At 71.3% G+C, this 19,543-nt stretch carries 19 protein-coding genes; 5 read left to right on the top strand and 14 right to left on the bottom strand.

What is annotated here, in order from left to right; translation table 11 throughout:
• Positions 1-67 precede the first annotated feature (67 nt).
• Positions 68-538 carry a redox-sensitive transcriptional activator SoxR gene (soxR, locus tag ABD355_RS31415; protein WP_344404218.1) on the bottom strand — a complete coding sequence of 157 codons (471 nt, stop codon included), beginning with the start codon at positions 536-538 and terminating at the stop codon, positions 68-70.
• Between the two features lie 132 nt (positions 539-670).
• Between soxR and ABD355_RS31410 the strand changes: the two genes are divergently transcribed.
• Positions 671-1,132 (top strand): MaoC family dehydratase, encoded by a 462-nt coding sequence (locus ABD355_RS31410; RefSeq protein WP_344404216.1) that lies wholly within the window; start codon positions 671-673, stop codon positions 1,130-1,132.
• A 16-nt stretch (positions 1,133-1,148) separates the two neighbouring features.
• Here ABD355_RS31410 and ABD355_RS31405 read toward each other — a convergent pair whose 3' ends face one another.
• From ABD355_RS31405 to ABD355_RS31395, 3 genes are all read right to left on the bottom strand, one after another.
• Positions 1,149-1,772, bottom strand: coding sequence for a TetR/AcrR family transcriptional regulator (locus ABD355_RS31405; protein ID WP_344404215.1), 624 nt, complete (start codon positions 1,770-1,772; stop codon positions 1,149-1,151).
• Positions 1,773-1,864: 92 nt separating this feature from the next.
• A complete protein-coding gene (locus ABD355_RS31400; RefSeq protein ID WP_099927742.1) occupies positions 1,865-2,110 on the bottom strand; it encodes a YiaA/YiaB family inner membrane protein in 246 nt (81 codons plus the stop codon).
• Positions 2,111-2,171: 61 nt separating this feature from the next.
• Positions 2,172-3,323, bottom strand: coding sequence for an acyl-CoA dehydrogenase family protein (locus ABD355_RS31395; protein WP_344404214.1), 1,152 nt, complete (start codon positions 3,321-3,323; stop codon positions 2,172-2,174).
• Between the two features lie 79 nt (positions 3,324-3,402).
• Between ABD355_RS31395 and ABD355_RS31390 the strand changes: the two genes are divergently transcribed.
• The 3 genes from ABD355_RS31390 (at position 3,403) to ABD355_RS31380 (ending at position 5,840) form a co-directional block, all read left to right on the top strand.
• Complete coding sequence (locus tag ABD355_RS31390) at positions 3,403-4,044, top strand: TetR/AcrR family transcriptional regulator (protein WP_344404213.1); 642 nt, start codon at positions 3,403-3,405, stop codon at positions 4,042-4,044.
• 35 nt (positions 4,045-4,079) lie between these two features.
• Positions 4,080-4,802 (top strand): ArsR/SmtB family transcription factor, encoded by a 723-nt coding sequence (locus tag ABD355_RS31385; protein WP_425585814.1) that lies wholly within the window; start codon positions 4,080-4,082, stop codon positions 4,800-4,802.
• A 102-nt stretch (positions 4,803-4,904) separates the two neighbouring features.
• Positions 4,905-5,840 (top strand): DMT family transporter, encoded by a 936-nt coding sequence (locus ABD355_RS31380; RefSeq protein WP_344404343.1) that lies wholly within the window; start codon positions 4,905-4,907, stop codon positions 5,838-5,840.
• Here the strand turns inward: ABD355_RS31380 and ABD355_RS31375 are convergent.
• The 10 genes from ABD355_RS31375 to ABD355_RS31330 all read right to left on the bottom strand — a co-directional run bounded on the left by ABD355_RS31375 (position 5,837) and on the right by ABD355_RS31330 (position 18,044).
• Complete coding sequence (locus ABD355_RS31375; protein ID WP_344404211.1) at positions 5,837-6,919, bottom strand: zinc-binding dehydrogenase; 1,083 nt, start codon at positions 6,917-6,919, stop codon at positions 5,837-5,839. The two genes, ABD355_RS31380 and ABD355_RS31375, sit on opposite strands and share 4 nt — an antisense overlap.
• Before the next feature lie 11 nt (positions 6,920-6,930).
• Positions 6,931-8,319, bottom strand: coding sequence for an aldehyde dehydrogenase family protein (locus ABD355_RS31370; RefSeq protein ID WP_344404210.1), 1,389 nt, complete (start codon positions 8,317-8,319; stop codon positions 6,931-6,933).
• A gap of 218 nt (positions 8,320-8,537) precedes the next feature.
• Positions 8,538-9,881: an ABC transporter ATP-binding protein gene (locus ABD355_RS31365; RefSeq protein ID WP_344404209.1), complete on the bottom strand. Its 1,344-nt coding sequence runs from the start codon at positions 9,879-9,881 to the stop codon at positions 8,538-8,540.
• Between the two features lie 193 nt (positions 9,882-10,074).
• On the bottom strand, positions 10,075-10,716 hold the full coding sequence (locus tag ABD355_RS31360; RefSeq protein ID WP_425585816.1) for a class F sortase: 642 nt from the start codon (positions 10,714-10,716) through the stop codon (positions 10,075-10,077).
• Between the two features lie 142 nt (positions 10,717-10,858).
• Entirely contained in the window at positions 10,859-11,503 is a 645-nt protein-coding gene (locus tag ABD355_RS31355) for a hypothetical protein (protein ID WP_344404207.1), read from the bottom strand.
• A 102-nt stretch (positions 11,504-11,605) separates the two neighbouring features.
• The gene (locus ABD355_RS31350; RefSeq protein ID WP_344404206.1) at positions 11,606-12,850 is read right to left on the bottom strand and encodes an MFS transporter; all 1,245 of its coding nucleotides are present in this window, start codon (positions 12,848-12,850) and stop codon (positions 11,606-11,608) included.
• Positions 12,851-12,905: 55 nt separating this feature from the next.
• Positions 12,906-14,303, bottom strand: a complete 1,398-nt coding sequence (locus ABD355_RS31345) for a CitMHS family transporter (RefSeq protein ID WP_344404205.1) — start codon at positions 14,301-14,303, stop codon at positions 12,906-12,908.
• 133 nt (positions 14,304-14,436) lie between these two features.
• Complete coding sequence (locus ABD355_RS31340) at positions 14,437-16,698, bottom strand: molybdopterin oxidoreductase family protein (protein WP_344404203.1); 2,262 nt, start codon at positions 16,696-16,698, stop codon at positions 14,437-14,439.
• A gap of 126 nt (positions 16,699-16,824) precedes the next feature.
• Entirely contained in the window at positions 16,825-17,442 is a 618-nt protein-coding gene (locus tag ABD355_RS31335) for a TetR/AcrR family transcriptional regulator (RefSeq protein ID WP_344404201.1), read from the bottom strand.
• Positions 17,439-18,044, bottom strand: coding sequence for a hypothetical protein (locus ABD355_RS31330; protein WP_344404200.1), 606 nt, complete (start codon positions 18,042-18,044; stop codon positions 17,439-17,441). Before ABD355_RS31330 ends, ABD355_RS31335 begins: the two co-directional genes overlap by 4 nt.
• A gap of 162 nt (positions 18,045-18,206) precedes the next feature.
• Here ABD355_RS31330 and hmgA point away from each other — a divergent pair, with 162 nt between their 5' ends.
• A complete protein-coding gene (gene hmgA, locus ABD355_RS31325) occupies positions 18,207-19,532 on the top strand; it encodes a homogentisate 1,2-dioxygenase (RefSeq protein WP_344404199.1) in 1,326 nt (441 codons plus the stop codon).
• The last annotated feature ends 11 nt before the right edge of the window (positions 19,533-19,543 follow it).

Below are 19,543 nucleotides of genomic sequence, written 5' to 3'. Positions count from 1 at the left end.
CGGGGGGGGTCGCCTGCCCGCGCTTGTGGCGCGGGCAGCGCGGGCAGCGCGGGCGGCGCGCCGCAGACTAAGCCCGCTTCCCCCGGCGTTCCACCATCAGCCGCGACCCCGTCAGTCGTTCGCCGAACACGTCGTCCGGGTTGGACAGGACGCAGCCGTCCAGCGAGAGGCAGCCACAGCCGATGCAGTCGGTCAGGTGGTCGCGGAGGCGGTTGAGCTGGCTGATGCGTTCGTCGAGTTCGGAACGCCAGGCCTCGGAGAGCCGGGCCCAGTCCTCCCGAGTGGGGGTGCGTTCCTCGGGGAGTTCGGCGAGCGCCTCGCGGATGGTGGCCAGGGGGATGCCGACGCGCTGCGCGGCGCGTACGAAGGCGACCCGGCGCAGGGTGTCGCGGTGGTAGCGGCGCTGGTTGCCCGTGGTCCGCCGACTGCTGATCAGGCCCTTGGACTCGTAGAAGTGCAAGGCGGAGACGGCGGCGCCGCTGCGCGCGGCGAGCTGGCCGACCGTGAGCTCGTGGATCTTCTCTGGAATCTGGGGCACCCCTCGGAGCCTACCCATCCGTACCCGGCCGTTGTCCGTTGACATTGGTTTCCCGGAGGACCATGCTAAGCAGTTGCTTAGACATAGTGTTCACGATGTTCAGGACATGAGCGAGGCATGGGAGGCCGGGACATGGCAGAGCCGAGGATCTTCACATCCGCCGACGAGCTGAAGGCGGCGGTGGGCGAGCAGCTGGGGTACACCGACTGGCTGGAGATCGACCAGAAGCGCATCGATCTCTTCGCGGAGGCCACCGGCGACCACCAGTGGATCCACGTCGACCCGGAGAAGGCCGCCACGGGGCCCTTCAAGACGACGATCGCGCACGGCTATCTCACCCTGTCGCTGCTGCCGCTCTTCGGCCCTCAGCTGATCAGCGTCGAGGGCGTGAAGATGGGCGTCAACTACGGCACCAACAAGGTCCGTTTCCCGGCCCCCGTGCCGGTCGGCTCACGCCTGCGCGCCACCGGGAGGATCAGCAGCGTCGAGGACGTCCCGGGCGGGGTCCAGCTGGCCGTCGCCTACACCGTGGAGCGCGAGGGCGGGGACAAGCCGGTCTGCGTGGCCGAGTCGGTGGCCCGCTTCTACGTCTGAGCCGTGGCCCGACGGGCTACTTGACCCCCACCATGCGCAGCACGAGGTCGGCGTCGAGCGCGCCGACCTCGTCGGGCGTCCAGGGGCCGTCGACGTTGAACCAGCGGGCGACGTCGATGCAGAGCGACATGACGGCGAGGGTGGTGCCCTTGACGTCCAGCACGTCGAACTCGCCGGAGGCGATGCCGTCCTCGATGATCCCGCGCACCTCGGCGTCGCACTGCCGGCGCAGCGCGAGGATCTCCTCGCGGGCGTCCGGACCGAGCGAGTCCAGCTCGTACTGCACGACCCGGGCGGTGGTGCGGCCGCCCGCGTGCCAGCGGACGAAGGAGCTCACCGCGTCGGCGAGCCGCTCAGCCGCGGTGCCCTCGCGCCGGGCCGCCGTCTGCAGGATCTCCAGGGCCTTCTCGTGACCGATCCGGCTGATCCGGTGGAGCAGCTCTTCCTTGGTCTTGTAGTGGATGTAGAGCGCGGCGGGGCTCATGCCCGCACGGCCCGCGATGTCACGGGTCGTCGTGGCGTGGTACCCGCGCTCGGCGAAGGCCTCCACCGCGGCGATCAGCAGCCGTCGGGCCGCGTCGGGCGTGACCTCGCCCCACGCGGACGTCTCGCCACCGGCCGTCTCCTTCGCCGTACTCATCGCTCGCTCGCCCCTCTCGCAGACAGACACCCCACCATACCGCCGAAGGTGAGCGAGCGCTTAGCGTCCCCGCTCAGAGCTTTCAGGAGGGCTCAGAGCTTCTCGAAGGGGTGGTACGCGCGCTCCGCCGCCTCCTGCCGGTCACGGATCACCTTGGCGAGGGTGAAGGCGGAGGTGACGAGGTACAGGACCGCGATCCCGAGGAACGCCCGCACCCAGGCGTCGGCGTTCAGCCGGAAGATGCCGATGGCGGTCGCGGCCATGGCGATCGCGAAGGAGGCGACGGCCTGGCCGTAGAAGGCGGCGGTGTTCTGCTGCTTGCCGGATGTGTCACTCATGGGGACAAGCGTCGGCGGATGTGGCCGGCACCACATCCGCCGAGCTACTCAGCTCGGGTACTCAGAACGCCGAAACCCCCGTCAGGGCACGCCCGATGAGCAGTTTCTGGATCTGGCTGGTGCCCTCGTAGAGGGTCATCACGCGGGCGTCGCGCAGCAGCTTGCCCGCCGGGTACTCGTCGATGTAGCCGTAGCCGCCGAAGACCTGGAGGGCGTTGTTGGCGGCGCGGACGGCGGCCTCCGAGGCGAAGAGCTTGGCCTTGGAGGACTCGACGGCGAAGGGCTGCCCGCGGTCGATCAGGTCGGCGACCCGCCAGGCCAGCAGGCGGGCCGCGTCCACGTCCACGGCGATGTCGCTGATCAGCTCCTGTACGAGCTGGTGGTGCGCGATGGACCTGCCGAACTGCTCGCGCTCGCCCGCGTACCTCACCGCCGCGTCCAACGCGGCCTGGGCTATGCCCACACAGCCCGCCGCGACCGACATCCGCCCCTTGGCCAGGGCCGACATGGCGACCGAGAAGCCCTTGCCCTCCTCCCCCAGCATCGCGGAGGCGGGCACGCGGACGTCCTCCAGGGCCAGCTCGGCGGTCGCCTGGCCGCGCAGGCCGAGCTTGCCGTGGATGGTGCGGCGGGTGAGGCCGGGAGTGTCGGCCGGGACGAGGAAGGCGGAGACGCCCTTGTGGCCGGGGGCGTCGGTGGAGCGGGCGAACAGCAGCACCACATCGGCCCAGGTGCCGTTGGTGATGAACATCTTGGCGCCGTTGATGACGTAGTCGTCGCCGTCGCGCACTGCGCGCGTGGCGAGGTTGCCGGCGTCGGAGCCGGTGCCGGGCTCGGTGAGGCCGAAGCAGCCGACGTACTCGCCGGAGGTGAGCCCGGGCAGCCACTGCCGCTTCTGGTCCTCGCTCCCCCAGGCGGCGATCGTCTTGGCGACCAGCCCGAGCGATACGGACACGATGCCGCGCACGGAGGAGTCGCCGCGCCCGAGCTCCTCCGTGACCAGGCAGTACGCGAGGTGGTCGCCGCCGGAGCCGCCGTACTCCTCGTCGACGGTCAGACCGAGGAAGCCGACCTCGCCGAGCTTCTTCACGATCGACCGGTCGACGTCCTCGGCCCGGTCCCAAGCGATGACGTTCGGGGCGATCTCGCGGTCGACGAAGTCCTTGGCGAGCCGCCGGACGGCTTCCTGCTCGTCACTGAGCCCCAGATTCATGACCGGTCACCCCACTCGAGATCCTGCACATTTAAATTAGCACTGCTAGTTTCGGTTCCGCAGCCCTACTATGTGCGCCATGGCCCGACCGCGCAAGCCCTTGCTCAGCACCGACCGCATCGTCGAGACGGCCCGTGCGCTGGTGGACGCGGAGGGCCTCGCGGCCGTCTCCACGCGTCGGCTCGCCGCGGAACTGGGGGTGAGCGGGCCCTCCCTCTACAACCACTTCCGCACCAAGGACGAGATCCTGGAGGCGGTCGCCGACTCGGTGAGCGCGCAGGTCGACCTGTCGATGTTCGAGGACGGCCGCGAGTGGCGGACCGCGCTGCACGACTGGGCCGTCTCCTACCGGGCCGCACTGCGCGACCACCCCAACATCGTCCCGGTACTCGCCCAGGGGCCGGGGCGCCGACCGGCCGGACTGCGCCTCGCGGACGCCGTCTACGGCGCGATGGTCGACGCGGGCTGGCCGCCCGCCCAGGCCACGTCCATCGGCGCGCTGATGCGGTACTTCATCATGGGCTCCGCGCTCGGCTCCTTCGCCGGGGGTTTCGTGGACGACCAGAGCGCGTACGACCCCGCCGACTATCCACACCTGGGCCAGGCCCACCTGCTCGCCGAGCAGCAGGAGAAGATCGACGAGCGGGCCTTCGAGACGGGGCTCACGGCGCTGCTGGACGGTCTTGTGCAGCAGTTCGAGCAGGTCAAGCGGACTGTTTAGCAACCGTTCGGCGGCCGCCGAAGTGTCCGTGTCCCATGCTGGGGTGCATGACCACCAGGGAACCCCAGGCACCGCGGCTGGCCCGGCTCGCCGGGCTGATCGCCGACGAGACGCGGGCCACGTGTCTGCTGGCGCTGCTGGACGGGCGGGCCTGGACCGCAAGTGAGCTGGCGCGACATGCGGGAGTCGCCGCGTCGACGCTGAGCGAGCATCTGGGCAAGCTCGTCGCGGGCGGCCTGCTCGCCGAGGAACGGCAGGGACGGCACCGGTACGTGCGGCTCGCCGACGCGGCGGTTGCGCAGCTGGTGGAGGATCTGGCCGCGCAGGTGGGGCCGGGGGATGCCGTACGGCCTCGGGGGCTGCGGGAGTCGAGTGCCGGGTCGGCGATGGCACGGGGACGGACCTGTTACGACCACCTTGCTGGGCGGCTCGGGATCGCGGTCACGGATGCGATGACTCTGCGGGGGCTTTTGCGGCAGGACACGGGGTTTGCTCTGACCGACGCGGGGGTTCGGTGGTTCGACGCGACGGGGATCGCCCTCGACCGCAAGGGCCGACGTCCACTGGCCCGGGCATGCCTCGACTGGACCGAACGGCGACCTCATCTCGCGGGAGTGGCAGGAGCGGCCCTGTGCCGGCATGCCCTCGCGGCCGGCTGGTGCGTACGCATCGGCTCCGAGCGGGCGGTGAAGGTGACGACGGCAGGTCAAAAGGCGCTGGCCGAACATCTGGGAATTGACACAACGGCGTTGCGCTGAGCGCCCCTTCAGGGGCGCGGAGCTGTATCCGGCGCATCCGCACGTACACCGTCCGAAACCCGCGAGCTTTCACCCCTCCCCCTGCCTAACCTCGGGACCATGATGAACCTCCGCCGTACCGACCTGCTCGCCCCCGCTGCCGCAGCGGTCACCGTGGTGTTGTGGGCCTCCGCCTTCGTTGCGATCCGCAGTGCGGGTGCCGCGTACTCGCCCGGGGCACTGGCGCTCGGTCGGTTGCTGTCCGGGGCGCTGGTGCTCGGGGTGATGCTGGTCGTGCGCGGGGAAGGGTTGCCGCCGAGAGGCGCCTGGCGGGGGATCGCGATATCCGGCGCCCTGTGGTTCGGGTTCTACATGGTCGTCCTGAACTGGGGGGAGCAGCAGGTCGACGCCGGCACGGCCGCGCTGGTGGTGAACATCGGACCCATCCTGATCGCCCTGCTCGGTGCGCGGCTGCTCGGGGATCCGATGCCGCCGCGGCTGCTGGCGGGGATGGCGGTGTCGTTCGCGGGGGCGGTGGCCGTCGGGCTGTCGATGTCGGGGGGCGGCGGGTCGTCGGTGCTCGGGGTGGTGCTGTGTCTGCTCGCGGCGGTCGGCTACGCGGGGGGAGTCGTCGCGCAGAAGCCCGCTCTGGCGAAGGCCAGTGCGCTGCAGGTGACGACGTTCGGGTGTCTCATCGGCGCGGCGGGGTGTCTGCCGTTCGCCGGGCAACTGGTGAGCGAGGCGGCCCACGCGCCGGTGTCGTCGACGCTCAACATGGTGTACCTGGGAGTGTTTCCGACCGCGCTCGCCTTCACCACCTGGGCGTACGCCCTGGCCCGTACGACCGCCAGCCGGATGGGGGCGACCACGTACGCGGTGCCCGCGCTGGTCGTGCTGATGTCGTGGCTGGCGCTCGGTGAGGTGCCGGGGCTGCTCACGCTGGGCGGCGGGGCGCTGTGCCTGGCGGGTGTGGCGGTGTCGCGGTCGCGGCCGCGGGCTGCGGCCGTGCCGGCTGCGGCGCCGGAGAGCACTCCGGAGCCGCAGCCCGAGGGCGCCTAGAAGACCACGAGCGCCCGGCCGCCCTTGCCCGCCAGCATGTTCTCGAAGGCCGCCGGGATGCCGTCCAGGCCGATCCGTTCCGTCACCAGCGCGCCCAGGTCCAGGCGGCCCGCCCGTACGTGTTCGGCCAGTACGGGGAGGTCCTTCGCCGGGTCCGAGTTGCCGTACACGCAGCCCGCCAGCGTCCTGCCCCAGTGAAAGATCTCCAGGGCGTTGAAGGTGACCTGCTGGTCCTTGCCGCCGATGCCGACGACCGTCGTGCGGCCGCCGCGGCGGGTGGAGTCCCAGGCCGTGCGGATCGTCGACGCGCGGCCCACGCATTCGATCGCCACGTCCACGCCCTGCTTGTCCGTCAGTCCGCGGATCTCGCGGGCCGTCGCGTCGGAGGCGATGACGTAGTCCGTGGCGCCCGCACCGCGGGCCAGCTCCTCCTTCTCGGGGGAGACGTCGACGGCGACGATGCGTGCGGCGCCCGCGATCCGGGCCGCCTGAAGCGCGGCCAGGCCCACTCCCCCGACGCCGTACACAGCCACCGTCTCGCCCTCCCGGACCTGCGCCGAGTGGTGGACCGCGCCGTATCCGGTGAGGACCGCGCAGCCCAGGAGGGCCGCGTCCGTGAGGGGGATGCCCTCCGGGAGGGGCAGGACACAGCCGGCCGAGACGACCGTCTCCTCGGCGAACGCGGCGACGTTCAGTCCGGGGTGGAGGTCGGAGCCGTCGCAGGAGCGGTGGGCGTAGACGTCCGCGGCGCCGTTCAGGGCGTTGGCGCACAGCCACACCTCCCCGAGCGTGCAGGCGTGGCAACCGCCGCAGGACGGAGCCCAGTTGAGGACGACCTGATCGCCCGGCGAGACGTGCGTGACGCCTTCACCGACGGCGACGACCGTGCCGGCGCCCTCGTGGCCGAGGACCGCGGGGACCGGCACCCGCATGGTGCCGTTGGACAGGGACAGGTCGGAGTGGCACACCCCGGCGGCGGCGAGACGGACGCGGACCTGGCCGGGGCCGGGCTCCGGGAGGTCGATGCCGGTGATCTCCAGGGGGGCGCCCACGGCGGGAAGGACTGCTGCGCGAACCATGGATGCGCTCCTCAGAACTGCAGGGACTTGGTCTGGAGGTACTCGGCGAGACCGTGCGTGCCGAGTTCGCGGCCGACGCCCGACTGCTTGTAACCGCCGAAGGGGGCAAGGGGGTTGAAGCGGCCGCCGTTGATGTCGACCTGGCCGGTCTCCAGGCGGCGCGCGAAGGCGACCGCCTCGCCCTCGTCGCCCGCCCAGACGGCGCCCGCGAGGCCGTAGACCGTGCCGTTGGCGATGCGCAGGGCGTCCTCCTCGTCCTCGTAGCGGAGGATGGACAGGACCGGGCCGAAGATCTCCTCCTGCGCGATCGTCATCTCGGGGGTGACATCGGCGAAGACCGTCGGGGAGACGAAGTAGCCCTGCTCACGCGGGGGTTCGGCGCCTCCGGCGACCAGCCGCGCGCCCTCCGCCACGCCCTTCTCGATGTAACCGCGCACCCGCGCCTGCTGCTTGGCGTTGACCACCGGGCCGATGCGGTCGCCGTATTTGGCGGCGGCAGTGGCGGCGAGCCCGACCGCCTCCTCGTACTGGTCCCGGTGGACGAGCATGCGCGTCCAGGCGCTGCAGGTCTGGCCTGAGTTGGACATGACGTTGGCGACGCCGACGTTGACCGCCTTGGCGAGGTCGGCGCTCGGCAGGATGACGTTGGCGGACTTACCGCCCAGCTCCAGGGCGACCTTCTTGACCGCGGCGCCCGCCGTCGCGCCGATCTGCCGGCCGACGGCGGTGGAGCCGGTGAAGGAGACCAGGTCGACGCCCGGGTGTTCGGCGAGCGCCTGGCCCGCGACCGGGCCGCGGCCGGTGACCAGGTTGAAGACGCCCGCGGGGACGCCCGCCTCGTGGACCGCCTCCGCGAAGAGCTGGGCGGTGAGCGGGGTGTCCTCGGCGGGCTTCAGGACCACCGTGCAGCCCGCCGCGAGGGCCGGGGCGACCTTGGCCACGATCTGGTGCAGGGGGTAGTTCCAGGGCGTGATCGCGCCGACCACGCCGACCGGCTCCAGATAGACGGTCGAGTTCCCGGCCTTCTCCTCGAAGGCGTACGTCGCCGCCAGCTCGGCGTACGAGCCCGCGACCGCGATCGGCACGGCCGCGTGCACATTCTGCGAGAACGGCAGCGGCGAACCCAGCTCGGCGGTCACCGTCTCGGCGATCTCGTCCTTGCGGGCCACGAGGACGTCCCTCAACGCCCCCAGCCGTGCGGCCCGCTCGGCGGGCGGGGTCGCGGCCCAGGCGGGGAAGGCGGCACGGGCGGCCCGTACGGCGGTGTCCACGTCCACTACCGTCCCCGCGGGGACCCGGCCGATGACCTGCTCGTCGACGGGATTCACGACATCGATCACGTCCTGACCTGCGGCGGGCCGCCAGGCGCCGTCGATGTACAGGCCGTCGTGTGCCTTCATGGTGCTCCTCCGGGGCGGGGTGCGTCGTCCGCGTCAAAACCTACCGACAGGAACACAAACTAGCGGCGATAGTTTTCCGGTGCCAGAGACTCCCGGTGGAGCAGCGCCCCTATGGGGGCGCGGGGCTGTATCGATATGCGGCTCCGCCGCGGGGGCGCGACCAGCCACAACGACGCCGCAGACTCCGAACAACCGAACCCGGCACCCCCTACGGAGCCTCAGTTCTCCAAATCCGGCAACCGCGCCGGCGCCGGACAAATCCGCTCCCCATGCTGGTCGAACACAAACAGATGGGCGATGTCGACGAGCAGCGGCACCTGCATCCCGTGCCGCAGCTCGATGTCGGGCGTGGTGCGGACCACCAGGTCACCGGGGAGGCGAGCCTCGGCGAACGAGGGTTCGGCGGGGTCGGCGTCCGCCGGGTCGTCCATGACCACCACCGGCCCGGCGCGCAAGGCCTCCGCCCGCTCCCGCAACCGCCCCAGCACCGTGCCGCCGCCCTCCCTGCGCCGCCGCCTGGAAGGCCTTGAGGGCCGCGGCGCCTCCAGATCCGGCACGACGGCGGGCTGGGAGCCGGTGTTGAAGTGCACGAGGATCTCGTGGCCCTGGAACTCCACATGCTCCACCAGGCCGGTGAGCGGCACCTCGCCCGGCCGGGCGGAGGAGTGCTTGGCGATCCGTACGGCCTCCGAGCGCAGCCCGACGATCACCTCCCGGCCCTGTTGCACCCGCAGCAACTGGTGGTCCTGACAGAGCGGTTCGGGCAGCCGCAGATACTGCTTGCCGAGGCTGATGGTCATCGCGCCGTCGAGCGGGGCGCGGACCAGGCCGCGCAGCAGGTTGATGCGCGGGGTGCCGATGAAGGCGGCGACGAAGACGTTGCGGGGCAGGGCGTACACCATGCGCGGGGTGTCCAGCTGCTGGAGCACTCCGCCGCGCAGTACGGCGACCCGGTCGCCGAGCGACATGGCCTCGGCCTGGTCGTGGGTGACGTAGACCGTGGTGACGCCCAGCTCCCGGGTGAGCTTGGAGATCTCGGCCCGCAGGTGGTTGCGGAGCTTGGCGTCGAGGTTGGACAGCGGCTCGTCCATCAGGAAGGCCGAGGGGTGGCGGGCGATGGCGCGGCCCATGGCGACGCGCTGGCGTTCGCCGCCGGAGAGCTGGCTGGGGAAGCGGTCGAGGAGGTCCTCGATGCCGAGCATCCGGGCGGTGGCGTCGACGCGCGGGCGGGGGTCCTCGCCGGGGTTCTCGACGCGCAGCGGGAAGCCGATGTTGCCGCGGCTGGTCATGTTCGGGTACAGGGCGAAGTTCTGGAACACCATCGCCATGTTCCGCTCGGACGGGAGGAGTTCGTTGGCGTGCTCGCCGTCCAGCAGCAGCCGGCCCTCCGTGATCTCCTCCAGCCCGGCGATCATGCGGAGCACGGTGGACTTGCCGCAGCCGGACGGCCCGAGCAGCACGAGGAATTCACCGGGGCGGATGTCCAGCGACAGCCGGTCCACCACCCGAACGCCTCGCGTATAGGTCTTGCTCACGTCGTGCAGAGAGATGGCGCGTGTCATGGCACTGCCCCCGAGGGCGTACTGAGCGAGTCCTGAGGCTCCGCGGTCGAACGGCCCGTACGGGTCGCACGGGCTGTGAGTCACGGAAGTTAACGGACCGTACGCGCTCCAGGGAAGACACCTGACGGAATCCGGTGCTTCGTTCCGCCCAGTGAGAAAGCGGTCGCAGCGGTGCGCAGGGCGCCCTCCCGGGTCAGCGGGTCGCCGTCAGATGCGCGAACACGACGACGTTGCTGCTGTAGCCGGTCCTGCGGGTGAACAGGCCGCCGCAGGTCAGCACCCGCAGCTCGGGGCGTGAACTCGGGCCGTACACCTCCTTGTCGGGGAAGCGGTCCTTGTCGAAGATCCGGACGCGGTCCACGGCGTAGACGGCGATACGGCCGTCGACGCGCCGGACCTCGATCCGGGCCCCGGGGCGCACCTGCGCGAGGGCGGCGAAGACCGCGGCGCCGGTCCTCGTGTCGCGGTGGCCGACGGCGATGGCGGTGCCGGTCTCGCCCGGTGAGGGCCCGTCCTGGTACCAGCCGACGAGCCGGGGCCGGTCGAGCGGCGGAGTCTCCAGCTGCCGGTCGGCGCCCACCCGCACCCCGATGACCGGCGCGTCGATGCCCAGGGACGGTACGCGCAGGGCGGCCGCCGGTGACCGGGGCAGCGGCGGAGGGGGTGTGGCGGGTCGTGCGGGCGCGGCCGGCTCGGAGACCCGGGGGCGCCCGTCGGCGGGACCTGGGGCCGGTGCGGCGGGCGCCTCGGCGGGCGCCGGGGCGCCGGCCCGGACGGACTCGGTGGGGTGGTGGTGATGCCCCCCGCACCGGAAGACCGTCACCAGGGCGGCCACGATCATGGCCGTCCTGGTGAGGCGGTAGGCGCGGGTCCGGTGCCAGGGCCTGCGTCGCCTGCGCGTGGGAGCCGCCCGGCGGACCGTGCCGGCGCCGTGTGGTCTGGCACGCGTTCCCCCGGCGGGGGGCGCCGGACAGGTCCTACTCGGCACCGTGGGAGCGGCGGCGCAGCAGCGTCCGGACGTAGACGGCTCCGCCGACGGCGACCAGCCCGACGCCTCCGGCCGCGCTCAGCGGGGTGTATGCCTGCATGGTGTCGACGAGGCCGCCACCGCCGGCGTGGACGCCGCCCTTCGGCCCGTGGTCCTCGATCGTGTGGCTCGGGCCCGCCTGCCCCCGGTCGTGCCTGCCGTGGCAGTCGACGGAGAAGACCTTCTCCTTGGGCGCGACGGGCGGCGTGGGCGGCGTGGTCGGCGGAATGGTCCACTGGAGGGTGTATCTGCCGTCGGCCAGCCCCAGGATGTCGGTGTGCCCGGCACCGCCGGCCAGGGAGATCGTGCCGCTCACGGTGGCCGCGGTGGGCAGTGGGGGCTGAGCCGTGATGGTGTAGGACACGGACGTCAGGTCGCCGAAATTCACGGCGTCGAGGTAGAACCTGCAGACAACGGGGTCGTCCTTGGAGACGCCGTAGGGCACTCGCTCACTGTGGATCCTGATGTCGGCACCGTCACCGGGGGCGGCAAGAGCGGCGGAGGTCGCGGACCAGGAGGCCCAGGCCGCGGTGAGTACGGTGAGGGCCGCGGCTCCCAGACGGGCGCCTGCGGACGGGGGCAGCAAGGTGGGCATGGACGTTCCTCCGAGTCAGACGATTTTCATACAAATCGCTCTTTCATCTGACTCTCTTTCACATCCGCCCGGCGTGTTGCGGCAGCACCACCCGACTCGCCGTCAGATATCCCTCGACCGGCGCAAGGGAGCGCGGGCCGGGCGCCCGTCCTGAGCTCCCTGGGCCACCTGACCGCCGCCCGGAGCGGCCGGTGCGCGCAGGGCACTGCCCGCGGAGAACAACAGCAGCGCCCCGAGCATCACGAAGGGTGCCGCCACGCCCGCGACCCCCGCGACCAGACCCGCGGCGGCGGGCGCGGCGACCTGGCCGAGGCGGTTGCCGGTCAGACGCAGGGCGAGGGCCGTGGAGCGGGCACCGTCCGGGGCCGCCTGGACGACGGTCGTCATGGACAGCGGCTGCCCGACGCCGAGACAGAACCCGAGGGCGGCCAGCACCAGGCCGAGCGCCCACACCGGCATCGGCAGCGCGATCCCGGCGCACAGCACGGCCGCCAGCAGGCAGGTCACCGTGAGCAGCAGCGGCCGGCCGAGCAGCCGCAGCAGCGGGGTGAGGACGAGCCGGCAGGCGATCGTGGCGCCCGCCCGCAGGCTCAGCAGCACACCGATCACCGAGGGCGCGATGCCCCGGTGTTCGCCGACCACAGGAAGATAGGCGGTGAGAATGTCGGTGGCGGACAGCACGGAGAGGCTGATGAGCATGCCCGCCGGTACGCCCCGGGCCCGCAGGATGCTGCCGACGGGGACCTGCTCGCCTTCTGCGGTACGGCACTTGACGGCCGTACGGTCCTCGATGCGCCACAGCGAGGTGAACGCGACCGCGGCTCCCGCACCGGCCACCACGAGGGCCAGCGCGCTGGTGCCCGCCCTGTCCGGGCCTCCGATCAGTGCGCCCGCCGCGATCGGGCCGACCAGCTGGCCGAGCGAGGCGCCGATGGTGAAGTGGCCGAAGTTGCGGTCCTGTTCGTGCGGGGCGGACTGGCGGGCGACGAGCGACTGGGCCCCGATCACGAAGCAGAGGTGGCCGAGGCCCATCACCCCGCTCCAGACCGCCATCGCCCAGAGGGAGCCGGCGAGTCCGCTGAGCGCGCAGCCGCCCGCTATCAGGACCACGCCGACCGGCAGCAGGGGTGCGCAGCGGCCGTGGTCGGTGCGGCGGCCCAGCGGCACCGCGGCGAAGAGCGGCAACAGGGCGTACACGCCCGCGATGACGCCGACCGCCCGCTCGTCGGCGCCCAGCGCTAGGGCCCGGTAGGAGACGGCGGGCCGGGCCATCGACACCGCCCCCTGCGCGAAGCCGAAGGCGATGACGAGGCGGAGCAGCCAGCCGCGGTTCCTACCGGGCCCCATGTGCGGATCCTCCTGAATTCCCTTGTAGGGAAGCCGAATTCCGTTGTCCGGACGGTCAGATGATGCCGAAGAGGATCCCTGCCCCGAGGACCACGAGTGAGGTGAGCGCGGCCCACTTGACCACGAACCTGGTGTGGTCGCCGAACTCCACCTTGGCCATGCCGACCAGGACGTACACGGCCGGGACGAGCGGGCTCGACATGTGCAGCGGCTGCCCGATGAGCGAGGCGCGGGCGATCTCCAGGGACGAGACACCGTGGGCCTGACCGGCCTCGGCGAGCACCGGGAGGATGCCGAAGTAGAAGCCGTCGTTGGACATGAAGTACGTCAGCGGGATGCTGAGGATGCCCGTGACGAAGGCCATGTGCGGTCCCATCCCGTCGGGGATGTTGTCCACCAGCCACTTGGCCATGCTGCCCACCATGCCGGTGCCCTGCAGGACGCCGGTGAAGACGGCGGCGGCGAAGACCATGCCGGAGACGTTGAGGACGTTCTCCGCGTGGGCACCGAGACGGGCCTTCTGGTCGGGCATGTGGGGGAAGTTGACGGTGAGCGCGAGGGCCGCACCGAGCAGGAACAGCACCGGGATCGGCAGCCACTCCATGATCATGGCGGTGAGCAGGGCCACCGTGAGCAGCGCGTTGAACCAGTACAGCTTGGGGCGCAGGGTGGGCCGGTGGGGATCGAGGCCCTGGAGGCCGTCGTCCTCGGGCGCGTCGGGCAGGCCCGCGCCGGCGCTCGAACCGCCGCCGCTCTTCGGGCCCTTGCCGGTGCCCGCACCGACCAGCACCGTCTCCTGCTCGGCGGGCTCCTCCACCAGCACCTCGTCCAGCGTCAGCACACCGAGCCGCCCCCGCTCGCGGCGCCCGAGGACGTACGAGAGACCGAAGACGAACAGCAGGCCCATGGCGAGCGCCGGGATCATCGGGACGAAGATGTCGCTCGCGTCGAGCTTCAACGCGGTGGCGGCGCGGGCGGTGGGGCCGCCCCACGGCAGGGTGTTCATCACGCCGTTGGCCATGGCGGCGACACCGGTCATCACGACCAGGCTCATCTTCAGGCGCTTGTACAGCGGGTACATCGCCGAGACGGTGATCATGAAGGTGGTCGAGCCGTCGCCGTCGAGCGACACGATCGCGGCGAGGACGGCCGTACCGACGACGATCCTGAGCGGGTCGGCCTTGCAGAACTTCAGGATTCCCCGAACGATCGGGTCGAAGAGGCCGACATCGATCATCACACCGAAGTAGACGATCGCGAACATGAGCATCGCCGCGGTGGGCGCGAGGCTGGTGACGCCGTCGATGACGTAGTCGCCCAGCCCCGCGCCCTTACCGACGAAGACACAGAACAGTGCCGGGATCAGCACGAGCGCCGCGATCGGCGACATCTTCTTCAGCATGATCAGGACCAGGAAGGTCGCGATCATGGCGAAGCCGAGGATGGTCAGCATGAGTGGATACCTAACGTTCGCCCTTGAACATCCCACCGGGCAGGCGGTGCGACGACGTTAGGTCCGTTCAAACGGCGTTAACAAGACGTTGACCTGCGAGCAATAAGCGCAAAATCCCAGGTCACGGCTTTGCTCAGGTCACAGGGCTGAGCTTTTCGGACACGGCGGCGACTGCGGCGACCTCGATGGGCACTCCGTTGAGGACCGCGTTGCCCGACAGCGGATCGAGCAGGCTGCCGTCGAGGAGCTGGTTGACGTTGACGCCGGGGTCGGTGGCGGCATGGCTCATCCGGGTGCCGGGCCGGTCGTGGCCCCAGCCGTGCGGCAGGCTCACCACGCCGGGACGTACGGCGTCGGTGACCTCGGCGGGAGCGGTGACCTCTCCCCCGGCGCCCTTCACGCGTACGGCCGCCCCGTCCCGCACACCGAGCCGCTCGGCGTCCTCGGGGTGGATGTGCAGCGTGCAGCGGTTCGTGCCGCCGGTGAGGGCGGGGACGTTGTGCATCCAGCTGTTGTTGGAGCGCAGATGCCGGCGGCCGACGAGGACGAGTTCGTCCGGGAGCCGGTCCAGGGCCGCCCGCAGCCGCGGCAGATCGTCCGCGATGGGCTGCGGCAGCAGCTCGACCTTGCCGCTCCTGGTCTTCAGCGGCTGCGGCAGACGAGACCGCAGCGGGCCGAGGTCGATGCCGTGCGGATGCGCGAGCAGCCGCTCCAGGCTCAGCCCGTCCGGTCGTACGCCGAAGCCGTCGCCGTAGGGGCCGAGGCGCAGCATCATGTCGAGCCGCCGCTCGGGGCCGCTGACCCCGGTGAGCTGGGCGGCGAGTTCCTTGGGGTCGCGGCCGTGCACGGGCGACCAGGGCTCATTGACCGCCTTGCCCAGGGTCTGCCCGATGACCAGTTCGTCGACGGCGGTCGGGTCGGCGCCGTGCATGCCGGTGGCGGCCAGGATCAGCCGGGCGAAGATCTCGGTCTCGGGCAGGCGGCCGGGCTCCAGGGGGACGGCGGGGCGGGTGTAGCGGACCTGGTTGCGTACGGCGAGGGTGTTGAACGCGAAGTCGTGGTGCGGGCTCTGCGAGGGCGGGGGCGGCGGCAGGACGACGGTGGCGTGGCGCGTGGTCTCGTTCAGGTACGGGTCGATGCTGACCATGAAGTCCAGCGAGTCCAGGGCCTTGTCGAGGCGGTCGCCGTCGGGCGCCGAGAGCACGGGGTTGGCGGCGGAGGTGATGAGGGCGCGGATCGGCTCGCCCTCGTCGGTCGCGGTGTCGATCTCCTCGGCGAGCGCCGAGAGCGGCAACTCGCCCTTCGCCTCGGGGTGTCGGCTCACCCGTGAGTGCCAGCGGGCGAGCGTGAACCCGTGGCTCGGTCCGGCGGGGCGGGGCGTGCGGTCGGTGGCCGCCTGCGGGAAGAGTGCGCCGCCGGGACGGTCGAGGTTGCCGGTGAGGACATTGAGGACGTCGACGAGCCAGCTGGCCAGGGTGCCGTGCGGGACGGTGCAGCTGCCGATGCGGCCGTACACGGCGGCGGTGGGGGCGGCGGCGAGTTCGCGGGCGAGGGTGCGGATCGTCGGGGCGTCCACGTCGCAGGCGCCGGTGACGGCTTCGGGGCTGAAGTCCCGTATCGCCGCGCGCAGTTCGTCGAGGCCCTGGAGGTGCGGGGTCAACTCCCCGGTGTCGGCCAGGCCTTCCTCGAACAGGACGTGGGCCATCGCCGCGAGGAGCAGCGCGTCGGTGCCTGGACGGATCGCGATGTGGCGGTCGGCGAGCTTTGCGGTGCGGGTTCGGCGCGGGTCGATGACGGTGAGGGTGCCGCCACGCGCCTTGAGGGCCTTGAGCTTGCCGGGGAAGTCGGCGGCCGTGCACAGACTCCCGTTGGACTCCAGGGGGTTGGCGCCGATCAGGAGCAGATGGTCGGTGTGGTCCAGGTCCGGCACCGGGATGGCGTTGGCGTCGCCGTAGAGCAGTCCGCTGGAGACGTGCTTGGGCATCTGGTCGACCGTGGACGCGGTGAAGACACTGCGGGTGCCGAGACCGGCGAGCAGCACCGGTGGGTAGAGGGCGCCCGCCATGGTGTGCACGTTCGGGTTGCCGAGGACGACGCCGACGGAGTTCGGGCCGTACCGCTCGACGACCGTGCGGACCCCGGCGGCGACCGCGTCGAAGGCCTCCTCCCAGGTGGCCTCGCGCAGCTCGCCGTCCTTGCGCACGAGGGGGGTGCGCAACCGGTCCGGGTCGCCGTCGACGGCGCCGAAGGAGGCGCCCTTGGGGCAGATGAACCCCTTGCTGAACACGTCCTCGCGGTCACCGCGGGCTCCGGTGACACGGGTGCCCTCGATGGTGAGGGTCAGCCCGCAGGTGGCCTCGCACAGGGGGCAGATTCGCAGGGCGGTGCGGGACACGGGTCCTCCCGGTGGCGGCGACGGTGACGCTCGTACTGTGCGCCGAGCATACCGACCGGTATGCACGGAGGGGAGACCCCTTCCGGGACGAGGGCGGAAATCCGCGGGCCGCGGCCCTGCGGGATCTCAGTCCAGCACGCGCGCCAGATACGCCCGCAGCAGCTCCCGCGCCTCCTCGATGATCTTCTCGTCGCCCTCCGGGGCCACCCGGAAGGCCAGGTGGACCAGGGTGTCAGCGGTCTCCACGGCGATCAGGAAGGTACGGCGCAGATCGTCGTCCGGCTCCCGGTCGAGGTAGCCGGAGAGCAGGTCGGTGAGGCGGTCGGCGACCCGGGTGTTGGGTTCGGCACTGCGGGCGCCGACCGGGATCTGGTTGCCGAAGTCGACGAGCGAGAAGCCGGGCGCGGTGCGCTTCATGGCCAGGTACTCGTCGAGGACGGCGTCCATCGCCGAGCGCCAGCCGCCGTCGCGGGCCGACTTCAGCCGCTCCGTGACCTGCTCGGTGAAGCGCTCCAGGTTGCGTTGGGCGAGGGCGTCGGCCATCTGCCGCTTGTTGCCGAAGAAGCGGTAGACCGAGCCGATGGGGACCCCGGCGCGCAGGGCCACGGCCCGGGTGCTCAGGTCGTCGTAGCCGACCTCGTCGAGGAGGTCGGCGCAGGCGTCGAGGATCCTGGTGAGGCGTTCGGCACTGCGCCGCTGCACAGGCGCTCGGCGTAGCGATGTCGCATGGGGCACAGGCTTCATGATGCCGTTCCGGAGCGCTCCGGTGAACCTCGCCCCCCGGCCTGCACATAGGTGCCGGGTACACCGAGTGCGGTCGCCCCCACAGTGGCGCTCGGTGCGCCCGCCGCCTCCGAGGCCGTGATGTCGGCCGTGCTCTCCACCGGGCGGCCCTGCACGGCCCATACGGTGCCGTCGTCGGCGTACAGCCGAGCGGTGACGTGATGCGTGCCATGCGGCACGAACCTGGCCGGGAGGCGGCAGGTGAGGCCGCGGAGCCGGGTGACCAGCCGGTCGTCGACGAAGACGTATGCGAGACCGCGGCCGGCCGTCGCGCGCGACTTCGCACCGGGGGGCGAGAAGCGGAAGTTGTGGACGGTCAGATACACGTCCCAGGTGTTGCCGGAGTCCGGCTGCACCTCGATCCCGACCTCGGGCGCGCCCTTCTTCTTCACTTCCCGGTAGTGCCGCCCCTGCTTGTCCGTGTTGTCCAGGAGCTTGCCGACCGGCGAGATCGAATCGCCGTTCTTCCCCTCGTGCGTATCACTGGAGCCGCAGCTCACGGATCCGGTCAACAACAGGACACAGACCGCGAGCGCGGCTGGAAGACTCCGCGTCCACGACATGCCCGGGAGACTAGAACACCGGTCCGACAGTCGGATCCCCCTGGAGTCTGGTTCTCGTTCCTCCCTGATGAGGAGGCCCCCGGGACCCCCTTGCGCACGCGAAACCGCAATCCTACGGTGATGCATAGGAATCAGAAGGCAGTCAGTCGCAAGGGAGCGATGATGAGCGGGGACGCGCGCAAGACGGCCGAGGGGCTGGCCTACCTCTCCGGTTTCGGCAACGAGCACGCCTCGGAGGCGGTGCCCGGTGCCCTGCCCGAGGGCCGCAACGCGCCACAGCGCGCGCCGCTCGGGCTGTACGCGGAACAGCTCAGCGGTACGGCCTTCACGGAGCCGCGGGCTCACAACCGCCGTTCCTGGCTCTACCGCATCCGCCCGTCGGCCGCACACCCGGCGTTCACGCGCACGGACAACGGCGCGATCCGTACGGCCCCGTTCACCGAGTCGGTGCCCGACCCGAACCGCCTGCGCTGGAACCCGCTGCCCGAGCCCCCGGCCGGGACGGACTTCCTGGCCGGCCTGTGGACCCTGGGCGGCAACGGTGACGCCACCCAGCGCACCGGCATGGCCGTGCACCTGTATCACGCCAACTCCTCGATGGAGCGCGTCTTCAGCGACGCGGACGGCGAGCTGCTGATCGTGCCGGAGCGCGGCGGGCTGCTGCTGCGCACCGAGTTCGGGCTGCTGCATGTGGAGCCGGGACATGTGGCGCTGGTTCCACGTGGAGTGCGCTTCCGTGTGGAGCTGCTGGATGCCTCCGCCCGGGGTTATGTGTGCGAGAACTACGGCGCGCCCTTCCACCTCCCCGACCTGGGCCCGATCGGCGCCAACGGCCTCGCCAACGCCCGCGACTTCCGTGCCCCCGTCGCGGCCTACGAGGACGTGGAGGGCCCGGTGGAGGTGGTGAACAAGTTCTGCGGCAACCTCTGGACGGCCGTCTACGACCACTCGCCGCTCGACGTGGTCGCCTGGCACGGCAACCACGTGCCCTACGTCTACGACCTGCGCCGCTTCAACGTCATCGGCAGCATCTCCTACGACCACCCCGACCCGTCGATCTTCACGGTGCTGACGTCCCCGTCCGACACCCCGGGCCTGGCCGGAGTCGACTTCGTCGTCTTCGCGCCGCGCTGGCTGGTGGGCGAGGACACCTTCCGGCCGCCGTACTTCCACCGCAATGTGATGAGCGAGTACATGGGCCTGATCGAGGGCGCCTACGACGCCAAGACTGCCGGTCCAGGGGGCTTTGTGCCGGGCGGCGGCTCGCTGCACAACATGATGTCGGCGCACGGTCCGGACCGGGAGACCTTCGACCGGGCGAGCGCGGCCGAGCTGAAGCCGCAGAAGGTGGACGACGGGCTGGCGTTCATGTTCGAGACCCGCTGGCCGGTGACGCTGACCCCGCACGCGGCGGGCGCGGAGCACCTGCAGCAGCGCTACGACGACGTGTGGCAGGGCCTCGAGCGGCATTTCCGCCCGTTGCACTGATCGCGTACGAC

It is taken from the genome of Streptomyces longisporus, assembly GCF_039532765.1.
GTDB classification, from domain to species: domain Bacteria; phylum Actinomycetota; class Actinomycetes; order Streptomycetales; family Streptomycetaceae; genus Streptomyces; species Streptomyces longisporus.
This window is presented reverse-complemented; position numbering and strand designations above follow the sequence as displayed.